The sequence below is a fragment of the Geobacillus sp. BK01 genome, assembly GCF_052220245.1.
Taxonomy (GTDB): Bacteria; Bacillota; Bacilli; order Bacillales; family Anoxybacillaceae; genus Geobacillus.
Genome location: NZ_JBQPTH010000009.1, coordinates 38,439 through 63,296, shown reverse-complemented (window position 1 = coordinate 63,296; position 24,858 = coordinate 38,439). Strand labels below are relative to the sequence as shown.

Sequence of the window (24,858 nt, the reverse complement as noted above, 5' to 3'; positions counted from 1 at the left end):
GAATTTATGTTTTTAGGGGGAGTTCACCATGAAATGGAAATTGGCTACTCTGTTTCTTGGCGCTTCGCTCGCGCTGGCAGCATGTGGCGGTGGCGAGGATAACGCCGGGGAGCAAAACGGTGGCAATGCGGGCGGCGGAGGGGACACCGTTGCTGCTGCTGAGCAAGTATATCAACAAAACTGTGCATCATGTCATGGGCAAGACCTCTCTGGCGGGGTTGGCCCGAACTTGCAAAAAGTCGGAAGCAAATATTCGGCGGATGAAATTAAAGATGTCATCGCCAACGGCCGCGGCGCTATGCCGGGGGGAATCATTAAAGGTGAAGACGCCGACAAAGTGGCTGAATGGCTTGCCGCGAAAAAATAATGCATGAACAAGCACCGTCCAGTTTGTTTCAGGAACTGGACGGTATTTTATTGCATTTGTTAGGTCTTTTCCCCTAGTTTTACTGTTGTCCCCTATTTGAAATATAAATGTAAAATTCGACAACAGAAAATCGTGCTATAATAAACCTTGCGGAATTTTGTATGATTCATTCGAAACAGCTCGAGGAATGACAGCAAGTGAGTCGAAAAATAGGTGATTATGATGATTGAAATGCAAGATGTGTACAAGACATATCCAAATGGGGTTGTGGCGCTAAACGGCGTCAATGTCCGGATTAAGCAGGGAGAATTTGTCTATGTCGTTGGCCCCAGCGGAGCGGGCAAATCGACGTTCATTAAAATGATGTACCGCGAGGAAAAGCCGACGAGCGGCAAAATTATCGTCAGCGGCGTGAACCTCGCCAAAATCAAAGACAGCAAAGTCCCGTTGCTGCGCCGCAACATCGGCGTCGTGTTTCAAGATTTCAAGCTGCTTCCGAAGCTCAATGTCTACGAAAATGTCGCGTTTGCGTTGGAAGTCATTGAAGAATCGCCGAAAGTGATCCGCAAAAAAGTGATGGAAGTCCTTGATCTCGTCGGCCTCAAACATAAAGTCCGCTCTTACCCGAACGAGCTATCTGGGGGCGAACAGCAGCGCGTCTCGATCGCCCGCTCGATTGTCAATTCCCCGAAAATCGTCATTGCCGATGAACCGACAGGAAATTTGGATCCAGAAACGTCATGGGATATTATGGAGCTATTTGGGAAAATCAACGATCGGGGCACGACGATTGTAATGGCCACCCACAACAAGGAAATTGTCAACGCCACCCGTCGGCGCGTCATCGCCATCGAAAACGGGAAAATCGTCCGTGACGAGGCGAAGGGAGAATACGGTTATGACGCTTAACACGTTCAAGCGCCACGTTCGGGAGAGTGTCAAAAGCCTTGGCCGCAACGGCTGGATGACGTTTGCCTCCGCGAGCGCCGTCACGGTGACGCTATTGCTTGTCGGTGTCTTTTTTGTCGTCATGTTCAACATTAACTACTTTGCGAAAAAAGTTGAAAATGACGTGGAAATTCGCGTCCATATCGATTTGACCGCTGACGCCAAAGACAAGGAAGCGCTGCGGGGGCGGATTGAAGCCATTCCGAATGTGAAAGAAGTCCGCTATTCATCAAAAGATGAAGAGCTGAAGCGGTTGATTGAAAGCATGGGCGAGGAAGGCTCGTCATTCCGTCTGTTTGAGCAGGACAACCCGTTAAGCGATGTGTATGTCGTGAAGGCAGCTCATCCGCAAGATACCGTCAAAATTGCGAAGCGAATTGAAACGTTCCCGTCTGTCCATAAAGTCAATTATGGCCAAGGGACGATTGAAAAGCTGTTTGATGCGCTGAAAGTTATGCGCAACGTCGGGCTCGTGCTCATTCTCGGCCTGTTGTTTACGGCGATGTTTTTAATTTCCAACACGATTAAAATCACGATTTTCGCCCGCCGCCGCGAAATTGAAATCATGCGGCTCGTCGGGGCGACAAACGGCTTCATCCGCTGGCCGTTTTTCCTTGAAGGGCTATGGCTTGGGGTGCTCGGTTCTATCGTTCCGATCGCTGTACTGGCGCTCGTCTATTACAATGTGTACCGCCTATATGAGCAACAGTTTTCACTGCAGCTTTTTGAACTTTTGCCGTTTTCTCCATTCATTTGGCAGCTGAGTGTTTTGTTGCTGGCCATTGGCGCGGTAATCGGCGTCTGGGGAAGCGTTATGTCCGTGCGCAAGTTTTTGAAAGTGTAGAAATAAAGACTGATAGGGAGAGGGGATAGGCAATGAAAAAGAAAAGCATGTTGGCGCTCGCCGTTGCCGGGGCGCTCGGACTGGGCATTCTCCCGCCGGCGGCGAACGCTGTCAGCACGCGCGAGATTGAGCAAAAGCAGAATGAAGTGAATTCGCTGCGCTCGAAGCGGTCCGATGTCGAGCAAAAGATCAACGAGGCGCAAAAAACGATCGAATCGCTTCGGTCGCAGCAAACTCAAGTGGCCAACGACATTGAAAAACTCAACGCCGCCATTGAAGAAACGAGCGGCAAAATCCGCAACGTCAGCAAAAACATTGATGAAACCGAACGGGCGATTGAGAAGCTGAAACAAGAGATTGCCGAAATCCAAGAACGGATTGAAAAGCGAAACGAAATTTTAAAAGCGCGGATGCGTTCGCTTCAGGAAAGCGGCGGGGCGGTCAGCTATTTGGAAGTGCTGCTTGGCGCCCAAAGCTTCAGCGACTTTATCGACCGGATGAGCGCCGTCACCACGATTATGGAAGCCGACCAGCAAATCATCCGCGAGCAGGAAGCGGACAAGGCGCTGAAAGAGAAAAAAGAAACCGAACTGACCGAAAAACGAAACAAGCTGCAAGCGGACTTGCAAGAATTGAAGCAGCTGCAAGCCGAGCTTGCCGCCCAGCTGGAACAGAAAAACCGTCTCATGGCTGATTTGAAACGAAAAGAACAGGAAGAGCATGACCATAAAATGGCGCTTGAAGAGGAAAAAGAATTGATCGCGAAGCAAGAAGCGGCTGTTAAGCAGCAGCTTGCCGAACTCGAGCGGCAAAAACGGGCGGAGGCGGAAGCCGCCCGGCAAGGTGGACGTACATATTCGCAACCGAATAGCGGAACGCCATCTGGTGGCAGCACCCCGCCTGTGTCGAGCGGCGCTTTCACCCGTCCGGCCAACGGGCCGATCACATCCGGCTTTGGCTACCGGTTTGGCGGCACTGATTTTCACCCAGGGGTTGACATCGGCAAGCGCGCCCCGGTCGTTCCGGTTGTCGCGGCCGCCGATGGGGTTGTGTTCCGATCCTACTATTCTAGCAGCTATGGCAACGTCATTTTTGTCAGCCATGTCATCAACGGACAAACGTACACAACCGTCTACGCCCATCTCGAGGCGCGTCTGGCCGGGGAAGGACAGCGCGTCCGCAAAGGCCAGGTGATCGGCTACATGGGCAATACCGGCCGTTCGTTCGGCCCGCACCTTCACTTTGAATTGCACCGCGGCGGCTGGAACGTAGGGAAAACGAATGCGGTCGATCCGCGCGGTTACATCGCTTTCTAAATTAAGAAAGAAATTCTCCTATACGCAACTTGTCTGTCTATGAGGCGGACAAGTTGCGTATTTTTTTTGTCATTCGTTCGTGTCGACTGCCGGTGAAACACGGCCATTTTCCTCCAACAAGTATTGGCAGCCGCCATAAAAAATCGGGTTTTAACACGCTTCTCAACTTGAGAAAAGCACGTTTTGGGCAGGCTTCTCATGAAATCAACAGTCTTCCGGGCGGGGGCGCGGCCATTAAAAATGCCTTGTCTTTTTCTTCGGTTCTCGACTTCACAGCCGGTCTACACGTCATTTCTCTTGACCTTGTACCTTAGTACACCGTTTATAATGGGAAACAACGAGGAGAAACGTTTCGTCATGGTGAGGAGGGAGAACGGACGAAATGGTCAAACCATCGTTTTGGGCGGTGCTGGCGCTGCTCAGCTGCCCGTGCCATTTGGTGCTTGTTCTGCCGCTGTTGGCCGGAACATCGGCCGGTGCGTATTTGACCCGGCACCAAAGTCTTGCTGTTGGTCTTTTGACGGTGTTATGTTTCGTTTCACTGACAATGATATTTTACAGGCGAAAGCCAAAACCGTCAGGCGAAACGGCCGGCTGCTCCCCGGGGAAAACGGGAAACGGCGATGAGGCGTGCTGTGCTCCGTTCAGGCAGGAGTGACGTTCGTGTTTTTTTGTGGTAGGAGCCGCCTTTTTGCTCAAAACTAGGAAAGACCACTTTTCATTAAGGAGTGTTTGTGACCATGAAAACGTACCGAATGAATGTGCAAGGCATGACATGCACCGGTTGTGAACAACATGTCACTGCAGCGCTGGAGGCGATCGGGGCCAAGCAGATTGACGTCAGCTTCCGGCGCGGTGAAGCGGTATTCGCGCTTCCTGATGGCACGGAGATTGGCCTGGCGAAACAAGCGGTCCGAAACGCTCATTACGAGCCGGGGGATATCGAGGAGATCACCGTGCCAGCCACCCCTTCCTTCGATGGCGGGGGAGAGTATGATTACATCGTCATCGGTTCCGGCGGGGCCGCGTTTTCCTCGGCGATCGAAGCGGTGAAATACGGGGCGAAAGTAGCCATGGTCGAACGCGGCACGGTCGGGGGGACGTGCGTCAATATCGGCTGCGTGCCGTCAAAGACGTTGCTTCGGGCTGGGGAAATCAATGCGTTGGCGCGTAATCACCCGTTTTTTGGCCTGCACACCTTTGCCGGTCCGGTGGACTTGGCGCCGTTAGTGAAGCAAAAAAATGAATTGGTCGGACAGCTTCGCCAAGCGAAGTATGCCGATTTAATCGCGGAGTACGGGTTCGATTTCATCCAAGGGGAAGCCCGATTCGTCGGACGTCAAACGATTGACGTCAGCGGCCAAACGCTGTCGGCGAAACGGTTTTTGATTGCGACGGGTGCTTCCCCGGCCGTGCCGGACATTCCAGGGCTCCATGATGTCGATTACTTGACAAGCACGACGCTGCTTGAGCTGAAAAAGGTGCCGAAGCGGCTTGCTGTCATCGGCGCCGGTTACATCGGGATGGAGTTGGGGCAGCTGTTCCACCATCTTGGCTCCGAGGTGACATTGATGCAGCGGAGCCCGCGCCTCTTGAAAGCGTATGACCCGGAAATTTCCGAAGCGGTGGCAGAGGCGCTCGCGGAACAAGGCATCCGCGTCATCACGGGCGCTTCGTTTGAACGTGTCGAACAAAACGGAAACACGAAAAACGTATATGTGAACGTAGACGGGCGCACCCGGGTCATCGAAGCGGACGAACTGCTTGTGGCGACGGGGAGAACGCCGAATACAGCCGCGTTGAACTTGACGGCAGCCGGTGTGGACGTCGGGGCGCGCGGGGAAATTTTGATTGACGAATACGCGCGGACGACGAACCCGTACATTTATGCGGCAGGCGATGTCACGCTTGGCCCGCAGTTTGTCTATGTCGCAGCCTATCAAGGCGCCGTTGCCGCAGCCAATGCCGTCGGCGGACTGAACAAGCGCTGGGATACGGCCGTTGTTCCGGCGGTGACGTTCACCCATCCGGCCATCGCCACCGTCGGGTTGACTGAGCAACAGGCGAAAGAAAACGGGTATGACGTGAAAGCGTCTGTCTTGCCGCTTGAGGCGGTGCCGCGCGCGATCGTCAACCGGGACACGACAGGACTGTTTAAACTCGTGGCTGAGGCGCGCACGGGCAAGCTGTTAGGCGCCCATGTTGTGGCGAACAATGCCGGTGATGTCATTTATGCCGCCACGTTGGCGATTCAGTTCGGATTAACGATTGACGACCTTCGCAGCACGTTGGCTCCGTATTTAACGATGGCGGAGGGGCTGAAATTAGCGGCGCTGACGTTTGACCAAGATGTTTCGAAGTTATCGTGCTGCGCGGGATGAGGCCTTCGAATGGGGCCGCCGCTTCGCGGACCGTTATGAAGGGGCTGGAACTCATTGCGGTTGCAATGAAGCGGAATAAGAAGCGATCCGTTTGGCCGGGCGCTTCCCCATTCATAACGAAATGTCGGCGCAACGTTCCTATTTCCTTGACCGTGTACGATCGTGCACGGTGGATCCTTTTGGGTGAGGTGGTTATGTGAAACATTACCGCATCGGGGAGCTGGCAGAAAAATGCCATGTCAATAAAGAAACCATTCGGTACTACGAACGGAAGGGGCTCATTCCCGAAACCGAGCGGACGGAAGGCGGATACCGTCTGTATACGGAGGAAACCGTCAGGCGCATCCAGTTTATTAAGCGGTTGCAAGCGCTCGGGTTCACCTTGGCAGAGATTGATAAACTGCTTGGCGTTGTCGATCGGGATCGCGATCGATGCAAAGATATGTACCAATTTGTCGAGCAGAAAATCAAGGAGATCAAGGAGAAGATTCAGGACTTAATGAAAATGGAGGCGATGCTCCTTGAGCTGAAGGCATGTTGCCCCCATGAGGAGAATCTCTACAACTGCCCGATTATTGACTTATTGCTCGAAGGGGCATATGGGCAAGAAAAATAGATTTTCGCGAAAAGACGCGGGGCCGCTTCGACAACTAAGCGACAGAAGCGGATAACTCTAGAAGTCTGGTGAAAAACGGCAGATTCGCTCGAATTGTGAGAAATCACAAGGAATGAAACGATGACGTTGCAAGTTTTCTCAATTTGAGAAAAACTGTTGGAGGCCAGTATTTCCCCTTAAATCACCGGCCTCCTGGAGAGAGGCAGAACAACGGGCCACATGGAAGGGGGGAACGGGAATGCGAAATACGCGATATTATTGGTTTGCCGGGGTTTTCCTTCTCATGGCAGTTTTGGCGGTAGGATGGTTGGGGGGAAACAAGGCGGCAAAAGAAGGGGATGCCATCCACATTCGTGTGAAAGATATCGAGGGAAACACAGTCAACATCGATGACGAGACACCAGCGCCTCATGCAAAGGAGCTGTACAGTTTTTCCGGGACCGGGGGATCGAATGTGAAGAAATTGACGTCCTTTCTGATCCGCAGGCCATGGATGAAATGATCCGGATTTCAGGGGCGGTCACGACCCCGGTGATCATCATCGGAAACGAAGTGATGGTTGGCTGGAATCGGAGTAAAGTGGAAAAGGCGCTTCAGGCAGACTGAGGATCACATAAAGATGTGAAAGCATGGAGGAGTGAGGTATGGCCGGGTGTTGCAGTTTGCCTCCAAATTGGCGAGATCTCATTGAGAACAAGGAGATTTGCCCGAAATGCGCTGCTGCAGGGGTGCCAATAGACGAAGAAGAGATGAGAAACGTTTTGCACAACGATAGTTGGAACTTGGTCATCGAACGGGCAGATTACTTTCGATGCCTTACCTTGCATTGTCCGGTTTCCTTGTTCAGCAAGGTTGATGATATGTGGTTTTGGATGCGGGATATTGTCCCCAATAAACGATGGAAATAAACGGGCGATGGGAGGCGCCGGCAGCTTTCGGCAGCGCCATAGGAAACACATGGGCCATTCCCTGGGGCGTCGCGGCAACGGGAATCAGGAAATAGGCGGCGGGAAGCCCCAATCAAAATAAAGCTGCTCTCATTAGCCGGGTTCCCGGCTAGTGGGGGCAGCTGTTTGTTTGCTCAACGGTTTTGTCGCCTGTTTCCCGATTGACAAGCGAAGGCGGGTTTTATATAATTATCTCGAATTCGAGATTTATTGAATAAAGAGAAATGGTTGCGCCCAACGGGGATGAGACAACGCAAAACGGGAATCAATATCGTAGGCCGTGGTGGTGATGGCGCTTGCTGGTTCAGAACAGCACGCGCTTAAGGGCCGATCATTTCTCACAATGAAGGAGTGGAAAAGAATGATTCGCATTGACCGGGCGTCGTCCCGATATCATGCTGATTACGGTTGGCTGAAAACGTACCATAGTTTTTCGTTTGGCGAGTATTACGACCCGAACAACGTTCAATTCGGGCCGTTAAGGGTGTTAAACGACGATTTCGTCGCGCCGCTTGCGGGGTTTGGCGCCCATCCGCACCGGGAGATGGAAATTGTGTCGATCGTGTTAAAAGGGTATTTGCAACATGAAGACAGCACCGGGCATAAAGCGGTGACGACGTTTGGCGGCGTGCAGCGGATGTCGGCCGGCACCGGCATCGTCCATTCGGAAGTGAATCCGTCAGCGACGGAGGAAGTGAACTTTTTGCAGCTATGGTTTTTGCCGGAAGAGCACGGGCTCACGCCGTCGTACGAGCGGACCGAATTCCCGGTGGAGAAGATGAAAAACGCGCTGTTGCCGGTTGTGACGAAACATCCGTCTTCCCCGGGGATTGCTCACATTCATCAAGATTTGACGATTTATCTTTCCGATTTGGAAGTTGGGCATGAGCTGACGTTCACTCAGCCTGAAGGGCGAAACATCTTCATCTTTGTCATTGAGGGGGATTTGACGTTAAACGGCGAGGCCCATCTCGAACGGCGCGACGCGGCCCGCATTGCGGACACGCCGGCGCTTCGCCTGGCGACGAATGGGGGAGCGCGGTTCATGCTCATTGATTTACCGAAACAGTAAACGACTCCCGTTTTGCTTGAAGGGAGAGTTTTTCTGGGGATACAAGAAAGGAAGAGAAGAGGCATCGTTCGCCAAAACGGCGGGGGTGCCTCTTTTTTCCGCGCCCGTATGAGTTGAGAAATCAAAACGCAGCGTGTAAACTAGTAGCAGGGATGAGCGGCGTTTCGCCAATGGCAGAAACGCGCGGAAGCATACTCCGTACAAGCCTGACATATGATGGAGATAAAGGCATGGCACGGCGTTCGGGCGGTGCTTTTCCTTTTACGCATAGGGTGAGGAGGAAAGAAACGTGAAAAAAACGACAACGGCCGTACTGATGGTCATCTCGATGCTGATCGGGGCCGGCGGGACGTATGTCGGCTTGCAGTTGGCCGGAGGAGCGGAAGACGGACCGATGCCGGTGGCCATTTCCGAGGAACTGTCCAAGACGGCCGGCGATCATGAAGAAATGAAAAAAATTCGCCAGGCGTATGAACTCATCAAAAACCGGTACGTGGAAAAAGTCGATGAGAAAACATTGACGGAAGGCGCCATTCAAGGGATGATCGGCACGCTGGATGACCCGTATTCCGTCTATATGGATGCAGAGACGACCGAGCAGTTCAACGAATCGCTCGATTCATCGTTTGAAGGGATCGGCGCTGAAGTGAGCATGATTGACGGCAAAGTAACGATCGTGGCGCCGATTAAAAATTCGCCCGCGGAAAAAGCGGGGTTGAAGCCGAATGATCAAATTTTGCGCGTCAACGGGGAAAGCCTGGAAGGGCTTGATTTGTATGAAGCGGTACTGAAAATCCGCGGCAAAAAAGGGACGACAGTAGAACTTGAGATTTTGCGGCCGGGCGCGAAAAATGTGATGAAAGTGAAAGTTGTCCGCGACGAAATTCCGATTCAGACGGTATATGAGTCGATCAAAACGTATGATGGCAAAAAGGCCGGGTATTTGCAAATTACGTCGTTCTCGGAAAATACGGCCGCCGATTTCAAAAAGAAACTGGCCGAGCTTGAAGCTGAGCAGATTGACGGTTTGATCATCGATGTGCGCGGCAATCCGGGCGGCTATTTGCAAAGCGTGGAAGAAATTTTAAAGCAGCTCGTTCCGAAAGGAAAACCGTACGTGCAAATTGAGGAGCGCGACGGTGACAGGCAAAAGTTTTACTCCGACTTGACGGCGAAAAAGCCGTACCCGATCGTCGTGCTTATTGACAACGGAAGCGCGTCGGCGTCAGAAATTTTAGCCGGGGCGATGAAAGAAGCGGGCGGCTACAAGCTCGTCGGTGAGGCGACGTTCGGCAAGGGGACGGTGCAGCAAGCGATTCCGATGGGCGACGGCAGCAACATTAAGTTGACGCTGTATAAATGGTTGACGCCCGATGGTCATTGGGTTCACGAAAAAGGGATTAAGCCGGATGTGGTAGTAGCTCAGCCGGATTATTTCCACGTTGCTCCGCTTCATGTCGAAAAACCGCTCCAGTATGATATGAACAACGAGCAAATCGCCAATGCGCAAAAAATGTTAAAAGGGCTTGGCTTTGATCCAGGCCGCACTGACGGCTACTTCAGCAAACAGACGGAAACAGCGGTAAAAGCCTTTCAACAAGCGAATAAGCTGCCAGCCAATGGTCGCATCGACGAACAGACAGCCGATGTGCTGCAGGCAAAAATTATGGAAGCCATCCGTGATCCGCAGCATGATGTGCAGCTGAAAGCGGCGTTAAACGTCCTATTCCCATAAACCATAGCCGGGCTCCCGACAATGGGGGCCCTTTTTGGTGCAAAAAAAAACGCCCTGCACGGGGCAGAGCGCGCACGGACCGTCAAACGAACAAACCCATCACCCGCCCGAGGCCGCGCCGCTTCCGCTTTGGTTCATTCGGTGTGTCATGGGAAGAAGGCGGCTGTTTGTTCAGCTGCTGTTCAAGACGGGCGACAAGCTGTTCGAGGGCGGTGAGGCGGGCGGTGATTTCTTCCATTTCTTGGCGATGATGAAGCAATTGGATCGAAACAACGTCATCGGCTTTTTGTTCCAGTTGTCGTTCGAGTTGCTCAAGGCGTGAGGATACGCGTTCGATTTCTGGTTCGACATATCCTTGGAATAAAGTGTGAATGGGAACGTTCGGCGGCGGTGTCGAGGGACGGTCGGAAGCCGGGGGCGCTTCGAGTGCCGCGCCTTGTTCAAATTTGACCCGCTCAAGCAGGGCGACCGTTTTTTCGTCAAACAAGTAGTGACCGGCTTCATTTTTCTGCAGCGGAATATTGTATTTCCGCACCCAGCGCTGAACCGTTTTGGGCGACACTCCGAGACGGGCGGCAACGTCAGGCGTTTTTAATTCCATCGTTCCACTCCTCCTTTTTCATCTTCTGTTATATCCTTTTTCTATGTTCATCGAAAATCCTGCCTGACCGACAAAACTAGTGCTCATTCGGCAAAGAAAGTGGAAAACGGCACAAATTCGCCATCCGGACAAAAAAGATGGCGGCAGGCATGGGATTTGTTCCGGCCGTTTGGTAGAATAAAAGATATAGACTGATGAACGAAGCGGGGGGAAGCGGATGGCAACATGGGGGTTGGAATGGCTGGAAGGGATTGCGGGCGTATGGCGGCAGCCGCTCCTTTATTATGGTATTCTTTTAGCCCTTGCCGCCGGATGGCGACGAGTAAAGCGGGAGCGTCGTGATTTTCATGTGCGCGTTCATCGGATGGGGCAAGAATGGCGCGGGCTTTGGACGTGGGGATGGGCAGCGGGCGCTGTGCTGTCCGCCGTTGCGTCCGGCATCGGGCTCGCGTTGCCGCCGGGTGCGGTGTGGGCGGTGACGGGGTTGACGATCCTGCTCGGCTTGACGATGGAGGCGCGCCTCCTTTCACCGGCCTATACGGTGGGCGGAGCGCTCGTCTTGCTCGGCTTGGCAGGGTCAAGCGGGCTTGCCGCCCGGCTGTTGCCGGACGGCGCGGCGGATGGAGGGGCGCTTGCCGCCCTGCTTGTGTTGCTGCTGTTGGCGGAAGGATGGCTCATCCTCCGTTCGCAAAACGGGGCGGTCTCGCCGCAGCTTGCGAGAAGCAAGCGCGGGATGATCGTCGGCATGCAGTGGACGCAGCGGTTTTGGTTTGTGCCGGTCGTGCTGCCGGTCTCCGACGGCGCGTTGCCGCCGGGTGCGTGGTGGCCGCTTATTCCGGCCGGGGACGGCTATTCGTTTTGGCTTGTGCCGTTTCTTCTCGGCTTTTCACAGCGCCGGCAGCACGTGCTGCCGGCGGAAGCAGCCCGGGAAGAGGGGCGGCGCGTGCTTCGCCTCGCTTGGGTTGCCGCCGTGCTGGCTGTTCCGGGGATCTGGCATCCGTTGCTGGCGGCCGCTGCAGGAGCTGCAGCCATCATCGGGCGGGAGTGGATCGCCTTTTCCGGTCACCGCGCCGACCGCGCCCGCCCGCCCCGGTTTGCCCGCCATGCGCAAGGTGTGGTGATCGTCGGGGTGCTTCCGAATTCCAAAGCGGAAAAAATGGGACTGCGCATCGGGGAAGTGGTTGTGAAGGCAAACGGTGTTCCCGTGCAGACGGAGGCCGAGTTTTACGAGGCGCTCCAGCGCAACCGCGCGTTTTGCAAGCTGGAAGTCATCAGCCATAACGGCGAGATCCGCTTCGTCCAAGGAGCGGTGTATGAAGACGGCCACCATGAACTTGGCCTGCTGTTCGTCCATCACCGGGGCGCTTCGGCGTCCGAAGCTGTGTCGTAAAGGAGACTAGACGCGTATGTGGTTTCTCGCTGCCCTTGTCATCCCGTGCCTTCTGATGTTGCTGTTTGCGCGGGTGACGTACAACCGTTACATTGCGTTGTTGTTGACCGTTGCCTTGCTTGTCGCTTCGTATGCCAAAGGGTATACGGATGAGCTGCACGAAATCGTCGCCGATATTGCGTCAACGATTGCCGGCTTTCTGTTGGCGGGGCGCATGCTGGACAACTTAAAGAAATAACGGAGAAGCGGACCCCATCTGCAGCGGTCCGCTTTTTCGCCTATGCAGCTGGAAGCGGCCTGACGGAATGGAAATCGCTGTGCGGATTGGAACGAATACCAGTTCGCATTTTTTGTGCATCTGCGCAGAGGATATGATACAATGGGGAAAGATGGATTGAAGAAGGAGGAGAAACGGTGGACAACCGTTTTCAATTAGTGTCACCATACAAACCGCAAGGCGATCAGCCGCAAGCGATTGAGAAACTAGTCGAAGGCGTCAAGGGCGGGGTGAAGCACCAAACGTTGCTGGGGGCGACGGGGACGGGCAAAACGTTTACGATCTCGAACGTGATCGCCCAAGTGAACAAGCCGACGCTCGTCATCGCCCACAACAAAACGCTCGCCGGTCAATTGTACAGCGAGCTGAAAGAGTTTTTCCCGCATAACGCCGTCGAATATTTTGTCAGCTATTACGATTACTATCAGCCGGAAGCGTACGTGCCGCAGACGGATACGTATATTGAAAAGGATGCGAAAATCAACGATGAAATCGACAAATTGCGGCACTCGGCGACATCAGCCTTGTTTGAGCGTCGGGACGTCATTATCGTCGCCAGCGTCTCCTGCATTTACGGCTTAGGGTCGCCGGAAGAATACCGCGAGCTTGTCGTTTCATTGCGCGTCGGGATGGAAATCGAGCGCAACGTGCTGCTGCGGCGGCTCGTTGACATTCAGTACGACCGCAATGACATCGACTTTCGGCGCGGCACGTTTCGCGTCCGCGGCGATGTGGTGGAAATTTTCCCGGCGTCGCGCGATGAACATTGCATTCGCATCGAGTTTTTCGGCGATGAAATTGAGCGCATCCGCGAGGTGGACGCGTTCACCGGCGAAGTGCTCGGCGAGCGCGAGCATGTCGCCATTTTTCCGGCGTCGCACTTCGTCACGCGCGAGGAGAAAATGCGGATTGCGATCGAGAACATTGAAAAAGAGCTGGAAGAGCGGCTCGCCGAGCTGCGCGGACAAGGGAAGCTTTTGGAGGCGCAGCGGCTGGAGCAGCGGACGCGCTATGATTTGGAAATGATGCGCGAGATGGGCTTTTGTTCCGGGATTGAAAACTATTCGCGCCATTTGGCGCTCCGGCCGCCGGGGTCGACGCCGTATACGCTGCTTGACTACTTTCCGGACGATTTTTTGATCATCATTGATGAGTCGCACGTCACCTTGCCGCAGCTGCGCGGCATGTACAACGGCGACCGGGCGCGCAAGCAAGTGCTCGTCGACCACGGCTTCCGCCTGCCGTCGGCGCTGGACAACCGTCCGCTCACGTTTGAAGAGTTCGAGCAAAAAATCAATCAAATCATTTACGTCTCGGCGACGCCGGGGCCGTACGAGCTCGAACATAGCCCGGGAGTCGTTGAACAAATCATCCGCCCGACCGGGCTGTTGGATCCAACGATTGACGTCCGTCCGATCGAAGGGCAAATTGACGATTTGATCGGGGAAATCCGCGAACGCGTCGAGCGGAACGAGCGGACGTTGGTCACGACGCTGACGAAAAAGATGGCCGAAGATTTGACCGATTATTTGAAAGAAGCGGGCATCAAAGTCGCCTATTTGCATTCGGAAATTAAGACGCTTGAGCGCATTGAAATCATCCGCGATTTGCGTCTTGGCAAATACGATGTGTTGGTCGGCATCAACTTGCTGCGGGAAGGGCTCGATATTCCCGAGGTGTCGCTGGTCGCCATTTTGGACGCTGACAAAGAAGGGCTTTTGCGCTCGGAGCGTTCGCTCATTCAGACGATCGGCCGTGCGGCGCGCAACGCGAACGGCCATGTGATCATGTACGCCGATACGGTCACGAAATCGATGGAAATCGCCATTCAAGAAACGAAGCGGCGCCGGGCGATTCAAGAAGAATACAACCGGAAACATGGCATCGTGCCGCGGACGATCCAAAAAGACATTCGCGATGTCATCCGCGCAACATACGCGGCCGAGGAGACGGAAACGTACGAGGCGAAGCCGGCGGCTGCCAACATGACGAAACAAGACCGGGAAGAGCTGATTCGCAAGCTCGAAGCGGAGATGAAAGAAGCGGCCAAAGCGCTTGACTTCGAGCGGGCCGCCCAGCTGCGCGATGTCATTTTCGAGTTGAAAGCGGAAGGATGATGGCCGGGTGAACGGAACGGAGAAAATCATTGTCAAAGGGGCGCGCGCCCATAACTTGAAAAACATTGACGTCGAAATCCCGCGCGGCAAGCTCGTCGTTTTGACCGGGCTGTCCGGGTCGGGGAAATCGTCACTCGCGTTTGATACGATTTACGCCGAAGGGCAGCGGCGCTACGTCGAATCGCTGTCGGCGTACGCCCGCCAGTTTTTAGGGCAAATGGAAAAGCCGGATGTCGATGCGATTGAAGGGTTGTCGCCCGCCATTTCGATCGACCAAAAAACGACGAGCCGCAACCCGCGTTCAACGGTCGGCACGGTGACGGAAATTTACGACTATTTGCGGCTGCTGTTTGCCCGCATCGGCCGCCCGGTTTGTCCGACGCACGGCATTGAGATCCAATCGCAGACGATCGAGCAAATGGTTGACCGGCTGCTCGCCTACCCGGAGCGGACGAAAATGCAAATTTTGGCGCCGGTCGTCTCCGGACGGAAAGGGACGCACGCGAAAACGCTCGATGACATCCGCAAGCAAGGGTATGTGCGCGTCCGCATTGACGGCGAGATGCGCGAGGTGACGGAAGACATTGAGCTTGAGAAAAATAAAAAGCATTCGATTGAGGTCGTCGTCGACCGGGTTGTGATGAAAGACGGCATCGCGGCCAGGCTTGCCGATTCGTTGGAGACGGCGCTAAAGCTCGCGGACGGCAAAGTCATCGTCGATGTGATCGGCGAAGGCGAGCTGCTGTTTAGCGAAAAGCACGCCTGCCCGTATTGCGGCTTTTCGATTGGCGAGCTCGAGCCGCGGCTGTTTTCGTTCAACAGCCCGTACGGCGCCTGCCCGGACTGCGACGGGCTCGGGGCGAAGCTTGAAGTCGATCTCGATTTAGTCATCCCAAACGAGGAGCTGACGTTAAAAGAGCACGCCATCGCCCCGTGGGAGCCGCAAAGCTCGCAATATTACCCGCAGCTGCTGGAGGCCGTATGCCGCCATTACGGCATTCCGATGGACGTGCCGGTGAAAGATTTGCCGAAAGAGCAGCTGGACAAGCTTTTGTACGGCAGCGGCGGGGAGCCGATTCATTTTCGCTATACGACCGATTTCGGCCAAGTGCGCGAGCAATACGTCCCGTTTGAAGGCGTCGTCCCGAACGTCGAGCGCCGCTACCGGGAGACAAGCTCTGATTACATCCGCGAGCAGATGGAAAAATATATGGCCGAACAAGCTTGTCCGACGTGTAAAGGATACCGGCTGAAAAAAGAAAGTCTCGCCGTTTTGGTTGGGGGCAAGCATATCGGCGAAGTCACCGCCATGTCGGTGACCGAGGCGCTCGCATTCTTTGACGGGCTCGAACTGACGGAAAAAGAAACGCAAATCGCCCGCCTCATTTTGCGGGAAATTCGCGACCGGCTCGGTTTTTTGCAAAACGTCGGCCTCGACTACTTGACGCTCAGCCGCTCGGCCGGGACGCTCTCCGGCGGCGAGGCGCAGCGCATCCGCCTGGCGACGCAAATCGGCTCGCGACTGACCGGCGTGTTGTACGTGCTCGATGAGCCGTCGATCGGCCTTCATCAGCGCGACAACGACCGTTTGATCGCGACGCTGAAAAGCATGCGCGACCTCGGCAATACGCTCATTGTCGTGGAACATGACGAGGATACGATGTTGGCGGCCGATTATTTGATCGACATCGGCCCGGGGGCGGGCATTCACGGCGGCGAAGTCGTCGCCGCCGGCACGCCGGAAGAGGTGATGAACGACCCGAACTCGCTCACCGGCCAATATTTATCCGGGAAAAAGTTCATCCCGATTCCGGCTGAGCGGCGCCGGCCGGACGGGCGCTGGATTGAGGTCATCGGCGCGCGGGAGCACAATTTGAAAAACGTATCGGTGAACATCCCGCTCGGCACGTTTGTCGCTGTTACCGGGGTGTCGGGTTCGGGCAAAAGCACGCTCGTCAACGAAGTGCTCTACAAGGCGCTCGCGCAAAAGCTCAACCGGGCGAAAGCCAAACCGGGCGAGCATCGCGACATTCGCGGGCTCGAGCATCTCGATAAAGTGATTGACATCGACCAGTCGCCGATCGGCCGCACCCCAAGATCGAACCCGGCGACGTACACCGGGGTGTTTGACGACATCCGCGAGGTGTTTGCCTCGACGAACGAAGCGAAAGTGCGCGGCTACAAAAAAGGGCGCTTCAGCTTCAACGTCAAAGGCGGGCGCTGCGAGGCGTGCCATGGCGACGGGATCATCAAAATTGAGATGCACTTTTTGCCCGATGTATACGTCCCGTGCGAAGTGTGCCACGGCAAACGGTACAACCGCGAGACGCTGGAAGTGACGTACAAAGGGAAAACGATCGCCGATGTGCTTGACATGACGGTCGAAGATGCGCTTGACTTTTTCGCCTCGATTCCGAAAATTAAGCGCAAGCTTGAGACGCTCTATGATGTCGGCCTCGGCTATATGAAACTCGGCCAGCCGGCGACGACGCTTTCGGGCGGCGAGGCGCAGCGCGTCAAGCTTGCCGCGGAGCTGCACCGGCGCTCGAACGGCCGGACGCTCTACATCTTGGATGAGCCGACGACCGGGCTGCATGTCGATGACATTTCCCGGCTGCTTGACGTGCTTCATCGGCTCGTCGATAACGGCGACACGGTGCTCGTCATCGAGCATAACTTAGACGTGATCAAAACGGCTGACTATATCATTGACTTAGGTCCGGAAGGCGGCGACCGCGGCGGGCAAATCGTCGCCGCCGGCACGCCGGAAGAGGTGGCCGGGGTCGAGGCATCGCACACCGGCCGCTACTTACGACCGATTCTCGAGCGCGACCGGGCGCGCATGCAGGCGCGCTATGAGGCGGCGCAGGCGTGATGGGCCGGCGGAACTTGACGGATCGACCGAAGCGGCAAAGGCGCAGCGCCTTTGCCGCTTCTTTTTGCGCAGGAACGCGGGGAATGCCGTTGCAGCGATGCCAATGGCGGGCGTTTAGAGCGCTCTATTTTTCACGCGTTTGCGGTTTTGCGCAGACTGGGGCGCATGGGATGGCTTAGCGGACAGCCCGCTGCAAGGCGAAGATTTGAACCATCTCCTCCCATGAACAGATTTCCGAAAGAAGTCTTCCACTTCAAGGGGCGTTCCAGTAAGAAAGTGGGAGATCAACTCTTGAAACGAAAAGGGGTGACCCGAGAAGCCCCCGCGTCAAAGATCCGTTAGGATGTGAAGCGGCCGGCAGTTCACACGCAAGCTGTTCTAATGAAGGCGCTGAAAGCGGAAACTTTTTTTGCCAGGCAGCGTATATACAGATAGAGTGACGAAGGAAAGGGGATAGAGGGTTGTCGACGAACAAAGTGTTGTCCGCGCTTTGTTATTTCAGCGTCTTTTTCGCGCCGTTCCTTTTGCCGATTGTCGTCTATTTTGTCGTTGAGGATATGGACGTGAAACGCCATGCGAAGCGGTCGCTCGTGTCGCACTTGATTCCGGTTTTGACGGTCGGCTTGTTTATCGCGTTGTCGGCGTTTCCTGTCTTGCTCGGCCATTGGGGGGGCGAATCGTTTCTTTTTAGCGGTGGCCTCGTTTGGCTTGGCTTTCTCGCCGCCGGAGCGGTGAACCTCGTTGTCGTGATTTGGAATGTCGTGAAAGGCATTCAAGTGTTAAAATAAAAGATAACAGCGCCGCCAACGGAAAATGATGATTGCTGGCTGCCGGTTCGAGGCAAGATAGAACAAAAGCCCGCATGGGAAGCGGCGACCCGAAGAAGACCACAAGCAAAGATGGTGATGTGATGCTCAATTGGCTGATTGGAGTTTTTATTAATACGGTGCTGCTTATGGCGATTGACGGCTATTTTGCCGACATTCATTTCAGCGGCATGGGAGCGGCGTTTTTGGCGAGCTTGATTTTGGCGGTGCTCAATGCCGTTGTCCGCCCGGTGCTTATTTTGTTGACGCTGCCGGTGACGGTGTTGACGCTCGGCTTGTTTTTGTTTGTCATTAACGCCATCACGTTGATGATGACGGCCGGATTGATGGGCGATGCCTTCCAGATTGGCGGTTTTGGCACAGCGTTGCTCGCTTCGATCGTCTTGTCATTTTTCCACTTGCTTGTGCAAAAAGGGATTGTGGAGCCGCTGCGCAATCGGTCGTAATAAGGAAGCTGACGCAAACGGCCGCCTGTCTCTCAGTGAAATACGACATACAACATGACGAATCGGCTCGGTGTTTCGGTCGGGGTGAAAAAGGGTGTCAACATACCCCTTTTTCGTATTGATGCATATAGTTGTAAAACAATTCCGCCTCGCTATGCTTAGACCGGAGTCTCTCTGTTTTACGACGAAAGCGGCTTTTTGTCTCCATGGGCGCCACTTTAGGCGTCCTCGTTTTGTTTCCCCCGATGTTTTCCATTCAACGGTGAAACGAAACGTGCTACAATGGAAAAAGACGAAGAAAGGAGAGAAAGGCCGATTATGCCAAAAGTGCGGACAAAAGACATCATCGAACAGTTCCAGCTCGAGCTCGTCAGCGGCGCCGAAGGCATTTACCGTCCGATTACGACAAGTGATTTGTCGCGGCCGGGGATTGAAATGGCCGGTTATTTCGCCTACTATCCGGCGGAGCGCCTGCAGCTGCTCGGGCGGACGGAGCTGTCGTTTTATGAAACGTTGACGCCGGGAGAAAAGCAGGCGCGGATGGAGCGGCTTTGTACCGATATTACGCCCGGGATTATCGTCTCGCGCGGCTTGGATGTGCCGCCGGAGTTGATCGCAGCGTCCGAGCGCCAGTCGGTGCCGGTCATGCGCTCGACGATGAAAACGACCCGGTTGTCAAGCCGGTTGACAAACTATTTAGAAAGCAAGCTTGCCCCGACAACGGCGGTGCACGGTGTCCTCGTCGATGTGTACGGTGTCGGCGTATTGATTACAGGCAAAAGCGGCGTCGGCAAAAGCGAGACGGCGCTCGAGCTTGTCAAGCGCGGCCATCGGCTGGTCGCCGATGACTGTGTCGAAATCCGCCAAGAGGACGAGGATACGTTGATCGGCAGCGCGCCGGAGCTGATTGAACATTTGCTTGAAATTCGCGGACTTGGCATTATTAATATGATGACCTTGTTCGGCGCCGGGGCGGTGCTGCCGCATAAGCGCATTTCCTTGGTCATTGATTTAGAGCTGTGGGACCCACAGAAGCAATACGACCGGCTCGGTTTGGAAGAAGAAAGGGTAAAAATTTTGGACACCGAATTGCCCAAACTGACGATTCCGGTTCGCCCGGGGCGCAACTTGGCGGTCATCGTCGAGGTGGCGGCGATGAATTTCCGGCTGAAACGGATGGGGGTCAATGCGGCCGAGGAATTTTCGGCGCGGCTGAGCGATGCCATTGAAGAAGGGGAACATGACGAAACATAGCAATCGTCTGGAAAACAGCGCTGTTCCTTCCATCGCTCGTTCTTGGGCAATAGAGAAACAGCACTTTTATGCCGCTTCTTCATAGTGGAGCACGATTTCCGGCTCAATCCCCCACCCTTGAAAATGAACAAGGAAGTTCCGGTAAGAATGACTGTTGGCGGAAGATATGACGATGACGGTCAAATGAACAGAAGCTGCGGCGACCATCAATCACCGCAAAGGAGGCGTTCAACATGGAACCGGCAATCGAGCCACTGGACCGCGTGTTTTTGCAGCTTGGTCCGATTACAATTTATTGGTACGGCGTCATTATCGGCACGGGCGTCTTGATCGGGCTGTGGCTCGCCACCCGCGAGGCGGTGCGGCGCGGCTTGCCGAAAGAGACGTTTGTCGATTTGGTGCTGTTTGCCGTGCCGATCGCCATTGTCTGCGCGCGGGCGTATTACGTGCTGTTTGAGTGGGACTACTATTCCAAACATTTGGCGGAGATTCCGCAAATTTGGCAAGGCGGCCTTGCCATTCACGGCGGCTTGATCGGGGCGGTGGCGACCGCTGTCGTGTTTGCCCGCGTGCGCGGGCTGTCGTTTTGGAAGCTTGCCGATATTGCCGCACCGAGCATCATTTTAGGCCAGGCGATCGGGCGCTGGGGCAATTTCATGAACCAAGAGGCGCACGGCGGCCCGGTGTCGCGCGAATTTCTGGAAAACTTGCATTTGCCGGATTGGATCATCAACCAAATGTACATTGACGGCCGCTATTGGCATCCGACGTTTTTGTACGAATCGCTTTGGAACATCGCGGGCTTTTGTCTTTTGCTTTGGCTCCGGCGCGTCAACTTGCGGCGCGGCGAGCTGTTTTTGTCGTATTTGATTTGGTATTCCGTCGGCCGCTTTTGGATTGAAGGGATGCGCACCGACAGCTTGATGCTGGCCGGCGGTTTGCGGGCGGCGCAAGTGATGTCCGTGACGCTCATCGTTTTGTCTGTGACGCTTTGGATTGTGCGCCGGGCAAAAGGCTGGGCCAAGGAGCGGTATCAAGACTAGCAAAGGCCCTGTTCCGCTGGGGCGATTCAAAAGCCATCATGCACGGGCAAGACTAGCAAAGGAGAGAGGAGAACATGACAGGAACGTTGCAACGCGGCGTGCTCGCCGGGCTGAAGACATCGTGGGCGCTCGGGAAAATCATTTTCCCCGTGACGCTCGTTTTGGCGTTGCTGCAACCGACGCCGCTTTTTTCGTGGATCATTGAGGGGGTCGCGCCGCTGATGAAATGGTTCGGCTTATCCGGCGATGCGGCCGTGCCGCTTGTGCTCGGCAAGTTGCTTGGGCTGTACGCGGCGATCGGGGCGATGCTGACGATCGAGTTTACGGTGAAAGAAGTGTTCATTCTCGCGGTCATGCTTTCCTTCTCCCATAACTTGATCGTTGAGTCATCGGTCGCCTCGCGCACCGGGATGAGCGTCTGGCTGATGATCGTCGTGCGCATCGGGCTCGCGTTGGTATCCGGGCTGTTGATCGCCCATCTATGGGACGGGGGACAGGAGATCGCCCAATATGGGTTTGTCACGCATGAAGCCGCGCCGCCGTCCGGCTGGGGAGCGATCATCTTGGCGGCGCTGAAAAAAGCGGTTGCCGGCATCGTGCAGCTCGTCGCGATCGTCATCCCGCTTATGACGGTCATTCAAATATTAAAAGAACGCCACTGGATCGAGACGGTTTCGCGCTGGATGGCGCCGGCGACGAAGATGCTGGGCATGAGCCCAAACACGTCGCTCACGCTCGCCGCCGGCTTTGTGTTCGGCCTGGCGTACGGGGCGGGGGTGATGATTCAGGCGGCGAAAGAAGACGGCGTCTCGAAGCGCGATTTGACGCTGGCGTTTATTTTTCTCGTATCTTGCCATGCGGTCGTCGAGGATACGCTCATTTTCGTCCCGCTTGGCATTCCCGTCTGGCCGCTGCTTTTGATCCGCCTGCTGACGGCGGTGCTTCTGACGATGGCCGTGGCGTTCATTTGGCGCCGCTTTGAACAATCGACTAGAAAGGAAGCCGCTTCATGACGATTCGCACCATTTTGTTTGACCTTGACGGCACGTTGATTGATACGAATGAGCTCATCATCCAGTCGTTTTTGCATACGTTGGAACAATACTACCCGGGCCGCTACGGGCGCGAGGACGTCTTGCCGTTTATCGGCCCGTCGCTTTATGAAACGTTCGGCTCGCTCGATCCGGAACGGATGGAAGAAATGGTGAAAACGTACCGCACGTTCAATCATGCCCGCCATGACGAGCTGATCCGCGAGTTTGAGACGGTGTATGAAACGATCGAAACGCTCCACCGCCACGGATTCCGCTTGGGCGTTGTGACGACGAAAATTCATGACACCGCCTTGATGGGGCTGAGAAAAACGCGGTTGGAACCGTTTTTCTCGTGCGTCATCGGCCTTGATGACGTCACGCGGCCAAAGCCCGATCCCGAGCCGATTCATAAAGCGCTTGGCATGTTGCAGTCAACGCCGGACGAAGCGCTCATGGTCGGGGACAACTACCACGACATTTTGGCCGGCAAAAACGCCGGAGTGAAAACAGCCGGCGTCGCCTGGGCGATTAAAGGGCGCGAATATTTGGCACAATATGAACCGGACTATATGCTGGAAAAAATGAGTGATTTGTTGGATATTGTCGGCGTACACGAATGAAAGGAGGAAGCCGCTCCCGCATTCCGGGGGCGGCGCCCCTAATGAGACGGACGACCAAATACCCCGTTCAAGGGGCGAACTCGCTCTGGCAATTGTATCGCACCGTATCGTTTTGGAAAGTGCTGAAAAACGTCATCATCATCCAAATCGGGCGCTACACGCCGTTTTTGCCGCTGAAACGCTGGCTGTACCGCACGTTTCTCGGCATGAACATCGGCGAGCAGACCGCCCTCGCCTTTATGGTCATGCCGGACATTCTCTTCCCGGAAAAAATCCATATCGGCCGCAACTGCGTCATCGGCTACAATACGACCATTCTCGCCCACGAATATTTGATTGACGAATACCGCCTCGGGGATGTCGTGATCGGCGATGAGGTGATGGTCGGCGCGAACTCGACCATTTTGCCCGGTGTGGTGATCGGCGACCGCGCTGTCGTCGCCGCCGGCACCGTCGTCCATCAAGACGTCCCGCCTGGAGCGATGGTCGCCGGCTGCCCGATGCGCATCGTCCGCCGGAATGACGCGCCTTCCGATTGAACGGGGGCGGGTTTTTGTGTGGAAAATCTGGAAGATCGAGTGTTGCAGTTTTTCGATCACAAAGTGGTCAAATTGACGATGGTGATTTTCTTGATCGCGATCATGGGGCGGAGGCGGTCGCCTATACGGTGCGGAATGAAACGGACAAGTGCTTCCCGTTTTGGAAGCGGTCTTGTCCGTTTTGTTGTGGATGGCGCGTTCCCTCTTGACGCTGTGGCCGCAAAGGAGTAAACTACTTATAACTTCATTTCTCTACCATATTAGCAAACTAAAGTATTTTGATAAAGGGCGTGGGGACATGGCGAAAAGGTTGTTCATGTTTGAAAAACCGTTAGGCATGCGCGATACGCTGCCGTTTTTATATGAGTTGAAAAAGCAAGTGCGCTCGGTGATGGCCGAGGAGATTGAACGGTGGGGGTATGAGTTTATCGAAACGCCGACGTTGGAGTATTATGAAACGGTCGGGGCGGCGTCGGCGATCGCCGATCACCGGCTGTTTAAGCTCCTCGACCAGCAAGGGCATACGCTCGTGCTTCGGCCCGATATGACGGCGCCGATCGCCCGGGTGGCGGCGTCGCGGTTGTATGACGACGGCAATCCGCTCCGCTTGGCGTACAACGCCAACGTGTTCCGCGCCCAACAGCGCGAAGGCGGGCGGCCGGCGGAGTTTGAGCAGATCGGTGTGGAGCTGGTTGGCGACGGCACGGTGACCGCCGATGCCGAGGTGATCAGTTTGATGGTCGCGCTGCTGAAACGGGCAGGGCTCGGTCGCTTTTCGGTGGCCATCGGCCATATCGGGTATGTGAATGCGCTGTTTTTGGAAATTTTAGGGAATGAAGAGCGGGCGAGCGTATTGCGCCGTTTCTTATATGAGAAAAACTACGTCGGCTACCGTGAACATGTGAAGTCATGGCCGCTCTCATCGATCGATCAAAAGCGGCTGTTGGATCTTCTTTCGCTGCGCGGCGGAACGGACGTGATAGACGAGGCGAAAACGCTCGTCACAAGCGACGAAGGGCGGCGGGCGGCCGACGAGTTGTCCGCGCTTATGGCGGCGCTTCGGACGTACGGAGTGGCCGAGGCGGTGAAGCTTGATATGGCGCTTGTCAGCCATATGAGCTACTACACCGGCATTTTGTTTGACGTGTACGCCGAGCAGGTCGGATTCCCGATCGGCAACGGCGGGCGGTACGATGATTTGTTGGCGAAGTTTTCCCGTCCGGCGCCGGCGACGGGGTTTGGGTTGCGCGTTGACCGGTTGATTGAGGCGATCGGGGAAACGGATGTGCGCGGTGACATCGAGTGCATCGTCTTCAGCCAAGAGCGGCTGGCGGAAGCGGTGGAGTTGGCGGAAGCGAAACGGGCGGAAGGCCAGCGCGTCGTCTTGCAGCACATCGCCGGCATTCGCGATATTGACGCCTACAGCCAGCGCTACCGGTCGATTGTGTATTTGCTCGGCCGCGGCGGCGGGCATAACGAACCATGAACGCCGGAGACACGAAACCTGCAGCGGATGAAGCAGGGGAGCGGCGGATGGGAATGATACGAAGGAGCGCATAGGGCAAAAGAGACGAAAAGGCCATGCAATGAAAGAGGCGATCCGCGCTTT

General features: G+C 55.2%; 28 protein-coding genes. 26 read left to right on the top strand and 2 right to left on the bottom strand.

The annotated features are described in order from the left end of the window. The first annotated feature begins 28 nt into the window (after window positions 1-28). From cccB to ACTVDO_RS11050, 13 genes are all read left to right on the top strand, one after another. The gene (gene cccB, locus ACTVDO_RS11110) at window positions 29-367 is read left to right on the top strand and encodes a cytochrome c551 (RefSeq protein WP_020961238.1); all 339 of its coding nucleotides are present in this window, start codon (window positions 29-31) and stop codon (window positions 365-367) included. Window positions 368-589: 222 nt separating this feature from the next. After that, a complete protein-coding gene (ftsE, locus tag ACTVDO_RS11105) occupies window positions 590-1,276 on the top strand; it encodes a cell division ATP-binding protein FtsE (protein WP_020961237.1) in 687 nt (228 codons plus the stop codon). Beyond that, window positions 1,266-2,159, top strand: a complete 894-nt coding sequence (gene ftsX, locus ACTVDO_RS11100) for a permease-like cell division protein FtsX (RefSeq protein ID WP_020961236.1) — start codon at window positions 1,266-1,268, stop codon at window positions 2,157-2,159. The genes ftsE and ftsX overlap by 11 nt, the downstream gene beginning before the upstream one ends. Before the next feature lie 32 nt (window positions 2,160-2,191). Continuing rightward, a complete protein-coding gene (locus ACTVDO_RS11095) occupies window positions 2,192-3,475 on the top strand; it encodes a murein hydrolase activator EnvC family protein (RefSeq protein ID WP_442901519.1) in 1,284 nt (427 codons plus the stop codon). A 53-nt stretch (window positions 3,476-3,528) separates the two neighbouring features. After that, a complete protein-coding gene (locus ACTVDO_RS11090; protein ID WP_442901518.1) occupies window positions 3,529-3,789 on the top strand; it encodes a hypothetical protein in 261 nt (86 codons plus the stop codon). Window positions 3,790-3,857: 68 nt separating this feature from the next. Further along, the gene (locus ACTVDO_RS11085; RefSeq protein ID WP_442901517.1) at window positions 3,858-4,133 is read left to right on the top strand and encodes a transporter; all 276 of its coding nucleotides are present in this window, start codon (window positions 3,858-3,860) and stop codon (window positions 4,131-4,133) included. Between the two features lie 82 nt (window positions 4,134-4,215). Beyond that, window positions 4,216-5,856 carry a mercury(II) reductase gene (gene merA, locus ACTVDO_RS11080; RefSeq protein WP_442901516.1) on the top strand — a complete coding sequence of 547 codons (1,641 nt, stop codon included), beginning with the start codon at window positions 4,216-4,218 and terminating at the stop codon, window positions 5,854-5,856. 196 nt (window positions 5,857-6,052) lie between these two features. Further along, window positions 6,053-6,472 (top strand): Hg(II)-responsive transcriptional regulator, encoded by a 420-nt coding sequence (merR, locus tag ACTVDO_RS11075; RefSeq protein ID WP_020961232.1) that lies wholly within the window; start codon window positions 6,053-6,055, stop codon window positions 6,470-6,472. Window positions 6,473-6,710: 238 nt separating this feature from the next. Further along, window positions 6,711-6,974 carry a hypothetical protein gene (locus ACTVDO_RS11070; protein WP_442901515.1) on the top strand — a complete coding sequence of 88 codons (264 nt, stop codon included), beginning with the start codon at window positions 6,711-6,713 and terminating at the stop codon, window positions 6,972-6,974. Beyond that, window positions 6,920-7,078 carry a glutaredoxin family protein gene (locus tag ACTVDO_RS11065; protein WP_081713476.1) on the top strand — a complete coding sequence of 53 codons (159 nt, stop codon included), beginning with the start codon at window positions 6,920-6,922 and terminating at the stop codon, window positions 7,076-7,078. Before ACTVDO_RS11070 ends, ACTVDO_RS11065 begins: the two co-directional genes overlap by 55 nt. A gap of 38 nt (window positions 7,079-7,116) precedes the next feature. Next, window positions 7,117-7,380, top strand: coding sequence for a hypothetical protein (locus tag ACTVDO_RS11060; RefSeq protein WP_020961229.1), 264 nt, complete (start codon window positions 7,117-7,119; stop codon window positions 7,378-7,380). Window positions 7,381-7,780: 400 nt separating this feature from the next. After that, window positions 7,781-8,491 (top strand): pirin family protein, encoded by a 711-nt coding sequence (locus ACTVDO_RS11055; RefSeq protein ID WP_442901514.1) that lies wholly within the window; start codon window positions 7,781-7,783, stop codon window positions 8,489-8,491. A gap of 289 nt (window positions 8,492-8,780) precedes the next feature. Beyond that, complete coding sequence (locus tag ACTVDO_RS11050) at window positions 8,781-10,226, top strand: S41 family peptidase (RefSeq protein WP_442901513.1); 1,446 nt, start codon at window positions 8,781-8,783, stop codon at window positions 10,224-10,226. 82 nt (window positions 10,227-10,308) lie between these two features. Here ACTVDO_RS11050 and ACTVDO_RS11045 read toward each other — a convergent pair whose 3' ends face one another. Then, entirely contained in the window at window positions 10,309-10,827 is a 519-nt protein-coding gene (locus ACTVDO_RS11045) for a MerR family transcriptional regulator (protein ID WP_020961225.1), read from the bottom strand. A 217-nt stretch (window positions 10,828-11,044) separates the two neighbouring features. Here ACTVDO_RS11045 and ACTVDO_RS11040 point away from each other — a divergent pair, with 217 nt between their 5' ends. From ACTVDO_RS11040 to hprK, 7 genes are all read left to right on the top strand, one after another. After that, window positions 11,045-12,217 (top strand): PDZ domain-containing protein, encoded by a 1,173-nt coding sequence (locus ACTVDO_RS11040; RefSeq protein WP_442901512.1) that lies wholly within the window; start codon window positions 11,045-11,047, stop codon window positions 12,215-12,217. Between the two features lie 16 nt (window positions 12,218-12,233). Continuing rightward, complete coding sequence (locus ACTVDO_RS11035; RefSeq protein WP_020961223.1) at window positions 12,234-12,455, top strand: CsbA family protein; 222 nt, start codon at window positions 12,234-12,236, stop codon at window positions 12,453-12,455. A gap of 176 nt (window positions 12,456-12,631) precedes the next feature. Further along, window positions 12,632-14,611, top strand: a complete 1,980-nt coding sequence (gene uvrB / locus ACTVDO_RS11030) for an excinuclease ABC subunit UvrB (protein WP_442901511.1) — start codon at window positions 12,632-12,634, stop codon at window positions 14,609-14,611. Between the two features lie 7 nt (window positions 14,612-14,618). Further along, complete coding sequence (gene uvrA / locus ACTVDO_RS11025; RefSeq protein WP_442901510.1) at window positions 14,619-17,486, top strand: excinuclease ABC subunit UvrA; 2,868 nt, start codon at window positions 14,619-14,621, stop codon at window positions 17,484-17,486. 461 nt (window positions 17,487-17,947) lie between these two features. Continuing rightward, window positions 17,948-18,274 carry a DUF4870 domain-containing protein gene (locus ACTVDO_RS11020; protein WP_442901509.1) on the top strand — a complete coding sequence of 109 codons (327 nt, stop codon included), beginning with the start codon at window positions 17,948-17,950 and terminating at the stop codon, window positions 18,272-18,274. 122 nt (window positions 18,275-18,396) lie between these two features. After that, window positions 18,397-18,759 carry a phage holin family protein gene (locus tag ACTVDO_RS11015; protein WP_023817743.1) on the top strand — a complete coding sequence of 121 codons (363 nt, stop codon included), beginning with the start codon at window positions 18,397-18,399 and terminating at the stop codon, window positions 18,757-18,759. A 318-nt stretch (window positions 18,760-19,077) separates the two neighbouring features. Further along, window positions 19,078-20,013 (top strand): HPr(Ser) kinase/phosphatase, encoded by a 936-nt coding sequence (hprK, locus tag ACTVDO_RS11010; protein WP_020961217.1) that lies wholly within the window; start codon window positions 19,078-19,080, stop codon window positions 20,011-20,013. A 66-nt stretch (window positions 20,014-20,079) separates the two neighbouring features. Here hprK and ACTVDO_RS11005 read toward each other — a convergent pair whose 3' ends face one another. Beyond that, on the bottom strand, window positions 20,080-20,220 hold the full coding sequence (locus tag ACTVDO_RS11005; protein WP_235183437.1) for a hypothetical protein: 141 nt from the start codon (window positions 20,218-20,220) through the stop codon (window positions 20,080-20,082). 26 nt (window positions 20,221-20,246) lie between these two features. Here ACTVDO_RS11005 and lgt point away from each other — a divergent pair, with 26 nt between their 5' ends. The 6 genes from lgt (at window position 20,247) to ACTVDO_RS10975 (ending at window position 24,735) form a co-directional block, all read left to right on the top strand. Next, on the top strand, window positions 20,247-21,056 hold the full coding sequence (gene lgt / locus ACTVDO_RS11000; protein WP_442901508.1) for a prolipoprotein diacylglyceryl transferase: 810 nt from the start codon (window positions 20,247-20,249) through the stop codon (window positions 21,054-21,056). A 74-nt stretch (window positions 21,057-21,130) separates the two neighbouring features. Next, the gene (locus ACTVDO_RS10995; protein WP_442901507.1) at window positions 21,131-22,069 is read left to right on the top strand and encodes a nucleoside recognition domain-containing protein; all 939 of its coding nucleotides are present in this window, start codon (window positions 21,131-21,133) and stop codon (window positions 22,067-22,069) included. Further along, window positions 22,066-22,710 carry a pyrophosphatase PpaX gene (gene ppaX / locus ACTVDO_RS10990; protein WP_020961214.1) on the top strand — a complete coding sequence of 215 codons (645 nt, stop codon included), beginning with the start codon at window positions 22,066-22,068 and terminating at the stop codon, window positions 22,708-22,710. Before ACTVDO_RS10995 ends, ppaX begins: the two co-directional genes overlap by 4 nt. 41 nt (window positions 22,711-22,751) lie before the next feature. Beyond that, window positions 22,752-23,249, top strand: a complete 498-nt coding sequence (locus ACTVDO_RS10985) for an acyltransferase (protein ID WP_041268007.1) — start codon at window positions 22,752-22,754, stop codon at window positions 23,247-23,249. 18 nt (window positions 23,250-23,267) lie between these two features. Then, window positions 23,268-23,480, top strand: a complete 213-nt coding sequence (locus tag ACTVDO_RS10980) for a hypothetical protein (RefSeq protein ID WP_020961212.1) — start codon at window positions 23,268-23,270, stop codon at window positions 23,478-23,480. Between the two features lie 67 nt (window positions 23,481-23,547). Further along, entirely contained in the window at window positions 23,548-24,735 is a 1,188-nt protein-coding gene (locus ACTVDO_RS10975; RefSeq protein ID WP_442901506.1) for an ATP phosphoribosyltransferase regulatory subunit, read from the top strand. Window positions 24,736-24,858 lie beyond the last annotated feature (123 nt).

Bases quoted from the DNA above. Each gene is read 5' to 3' on its own strand.
- cccB (WP_020961238.1), top strand. From the start codon at position 29: ATGAAATGGAAATTGGCTACTCTGTTTCTTGGCGCTTCGCTCGCGCTG.
- ftsE (WP_020961237.1), top strand. From the start codon at position 590: ATGATTGAAATGCAAGATGTGTACAAGACATATCCAAATGGGGTTGTG.
- ftsX (WP_020961236.1), top strand. From the start codon at position 1,266: ATGACGCTTAACACGTTCAAGCGCCACGTTCGGGAGAGTGTCAAAAGC.
- ACTVDO_RS11095 (WP_442901519.1), top strand. From the start codon at position 2,192: ATGAAAAAGAAAAGCATGTTGGCGCTCGCCGTTGCCGGGGCGCTCGGA.
- ACTVDO_RS11085 (WP_442901517.1), top strand. From the start codon at position 3,858: ATGGTCAAACCATCGTTTTGGGCGGTGCTGGCGCTGCTCAGCTGCCCG.
- merA (WP_442901516.1), top strand. From the start codon at position 4,216: ATGAAAACGTACCGAATGAATGTGCAAGGCATGACATGCACCGGTTGT.
- ACTVDO_RS11070 (WP_442901515.1), top strand. From the start codon at position 6,711: ATGCGAAATACGCGATATTATTGGTTTGCCGGGGTTTTCCTTCTCATG.
- ACTVDO_RS11060 (WP_020961229.1), top strand. From the start codon at position 7,117: ATGGCCGGGTGTTGCAGTTTGCCTCCAAATTGGCGAGATCTCATTGAG.
- ACTVDO_RS11055 (WP_442901514.1), top strand. From the start codon at position 7,781: ATGATTCGCATTGACCGGGCGTCGTCCCGATATCATGCTGATTACGGT.
- ACTVDO_RS11045 (WP_020961225.1), bottom strand. From the start codon at position 10,827: ATGGAATTAAAAACGCCTGACGTTGCCGCCCGTCTCGGAGTGTCGCCC.
- ACTVDO_RS11040 (WP_442901512.1), top strand. From the start codon at position 11,045: ATGGCAACATGGGGGTTGGAATGGCTGGAAGGGATTGCGGGCGTATGG.
- ACTVDO_RS11035 (WP_020961223.1), top strand. From the start codon at position 12,234: ATGTGGTTTCTCGCTGCCCTTGTCATCCCGTGCCTTCTGATGTTGCTG.
- ACTVDO_RS11015 (WP_023817743.1), top strand. From the start codon at position 18,397: ATGCTCAATTGGCTGATTGGAGTTTTTATTAATACGGTGCTGCTTATG.
- hprK (WP_020961217.1), top strand. From the start codon at position 19,078: ATGCCAAAAGTGCGGACAAAAGACATCATCGAACAGTTCCAGCTCGAG.
- ACTVDO_RS11005 (WP_235183437.1), bottom strand. From the start codon at position 20,220: ATGGTCGCCGCAGCTTCTGTTCATTTGACCGTCATCGTCATATCTTCC.
- lgt (WP_442901508.1), top strand. From the start codon at position 20,247: ATGGAACCGGCAATCGAGCCACTGGACCGCGTGTTTTTGCAGCTTGGT.
- ACTVDO_RS10995 (WP_442901507.1), top strand. From the start codon at position 21,131: ATGACAGGAACGTTGCAACGCGGCGTGCTCGCCGGGCTGAAGACATCG.
- ppaX (WP_020961214.1), top strand. From the start codon at position 22,066: ATGACGATTCGCACCATTTTGTTTGACCTTGACGGCACGTTGATTGAT.
- ACTVDO_RS10985 (WP_041268007.1), top strand. From the start codon at position 22,752: ATGAGACGGACGACCAAATACCCCGTTCAAGGGGCGAACTCGCTCTGG.
- ACTVDO_RS10975 (WP_442901506.1), top strand. From the start codon at position 23,548: ATGGCGAAAAGGTTGTTCATGTTTGAAAAACCGTTAGGCATGCGCGAT.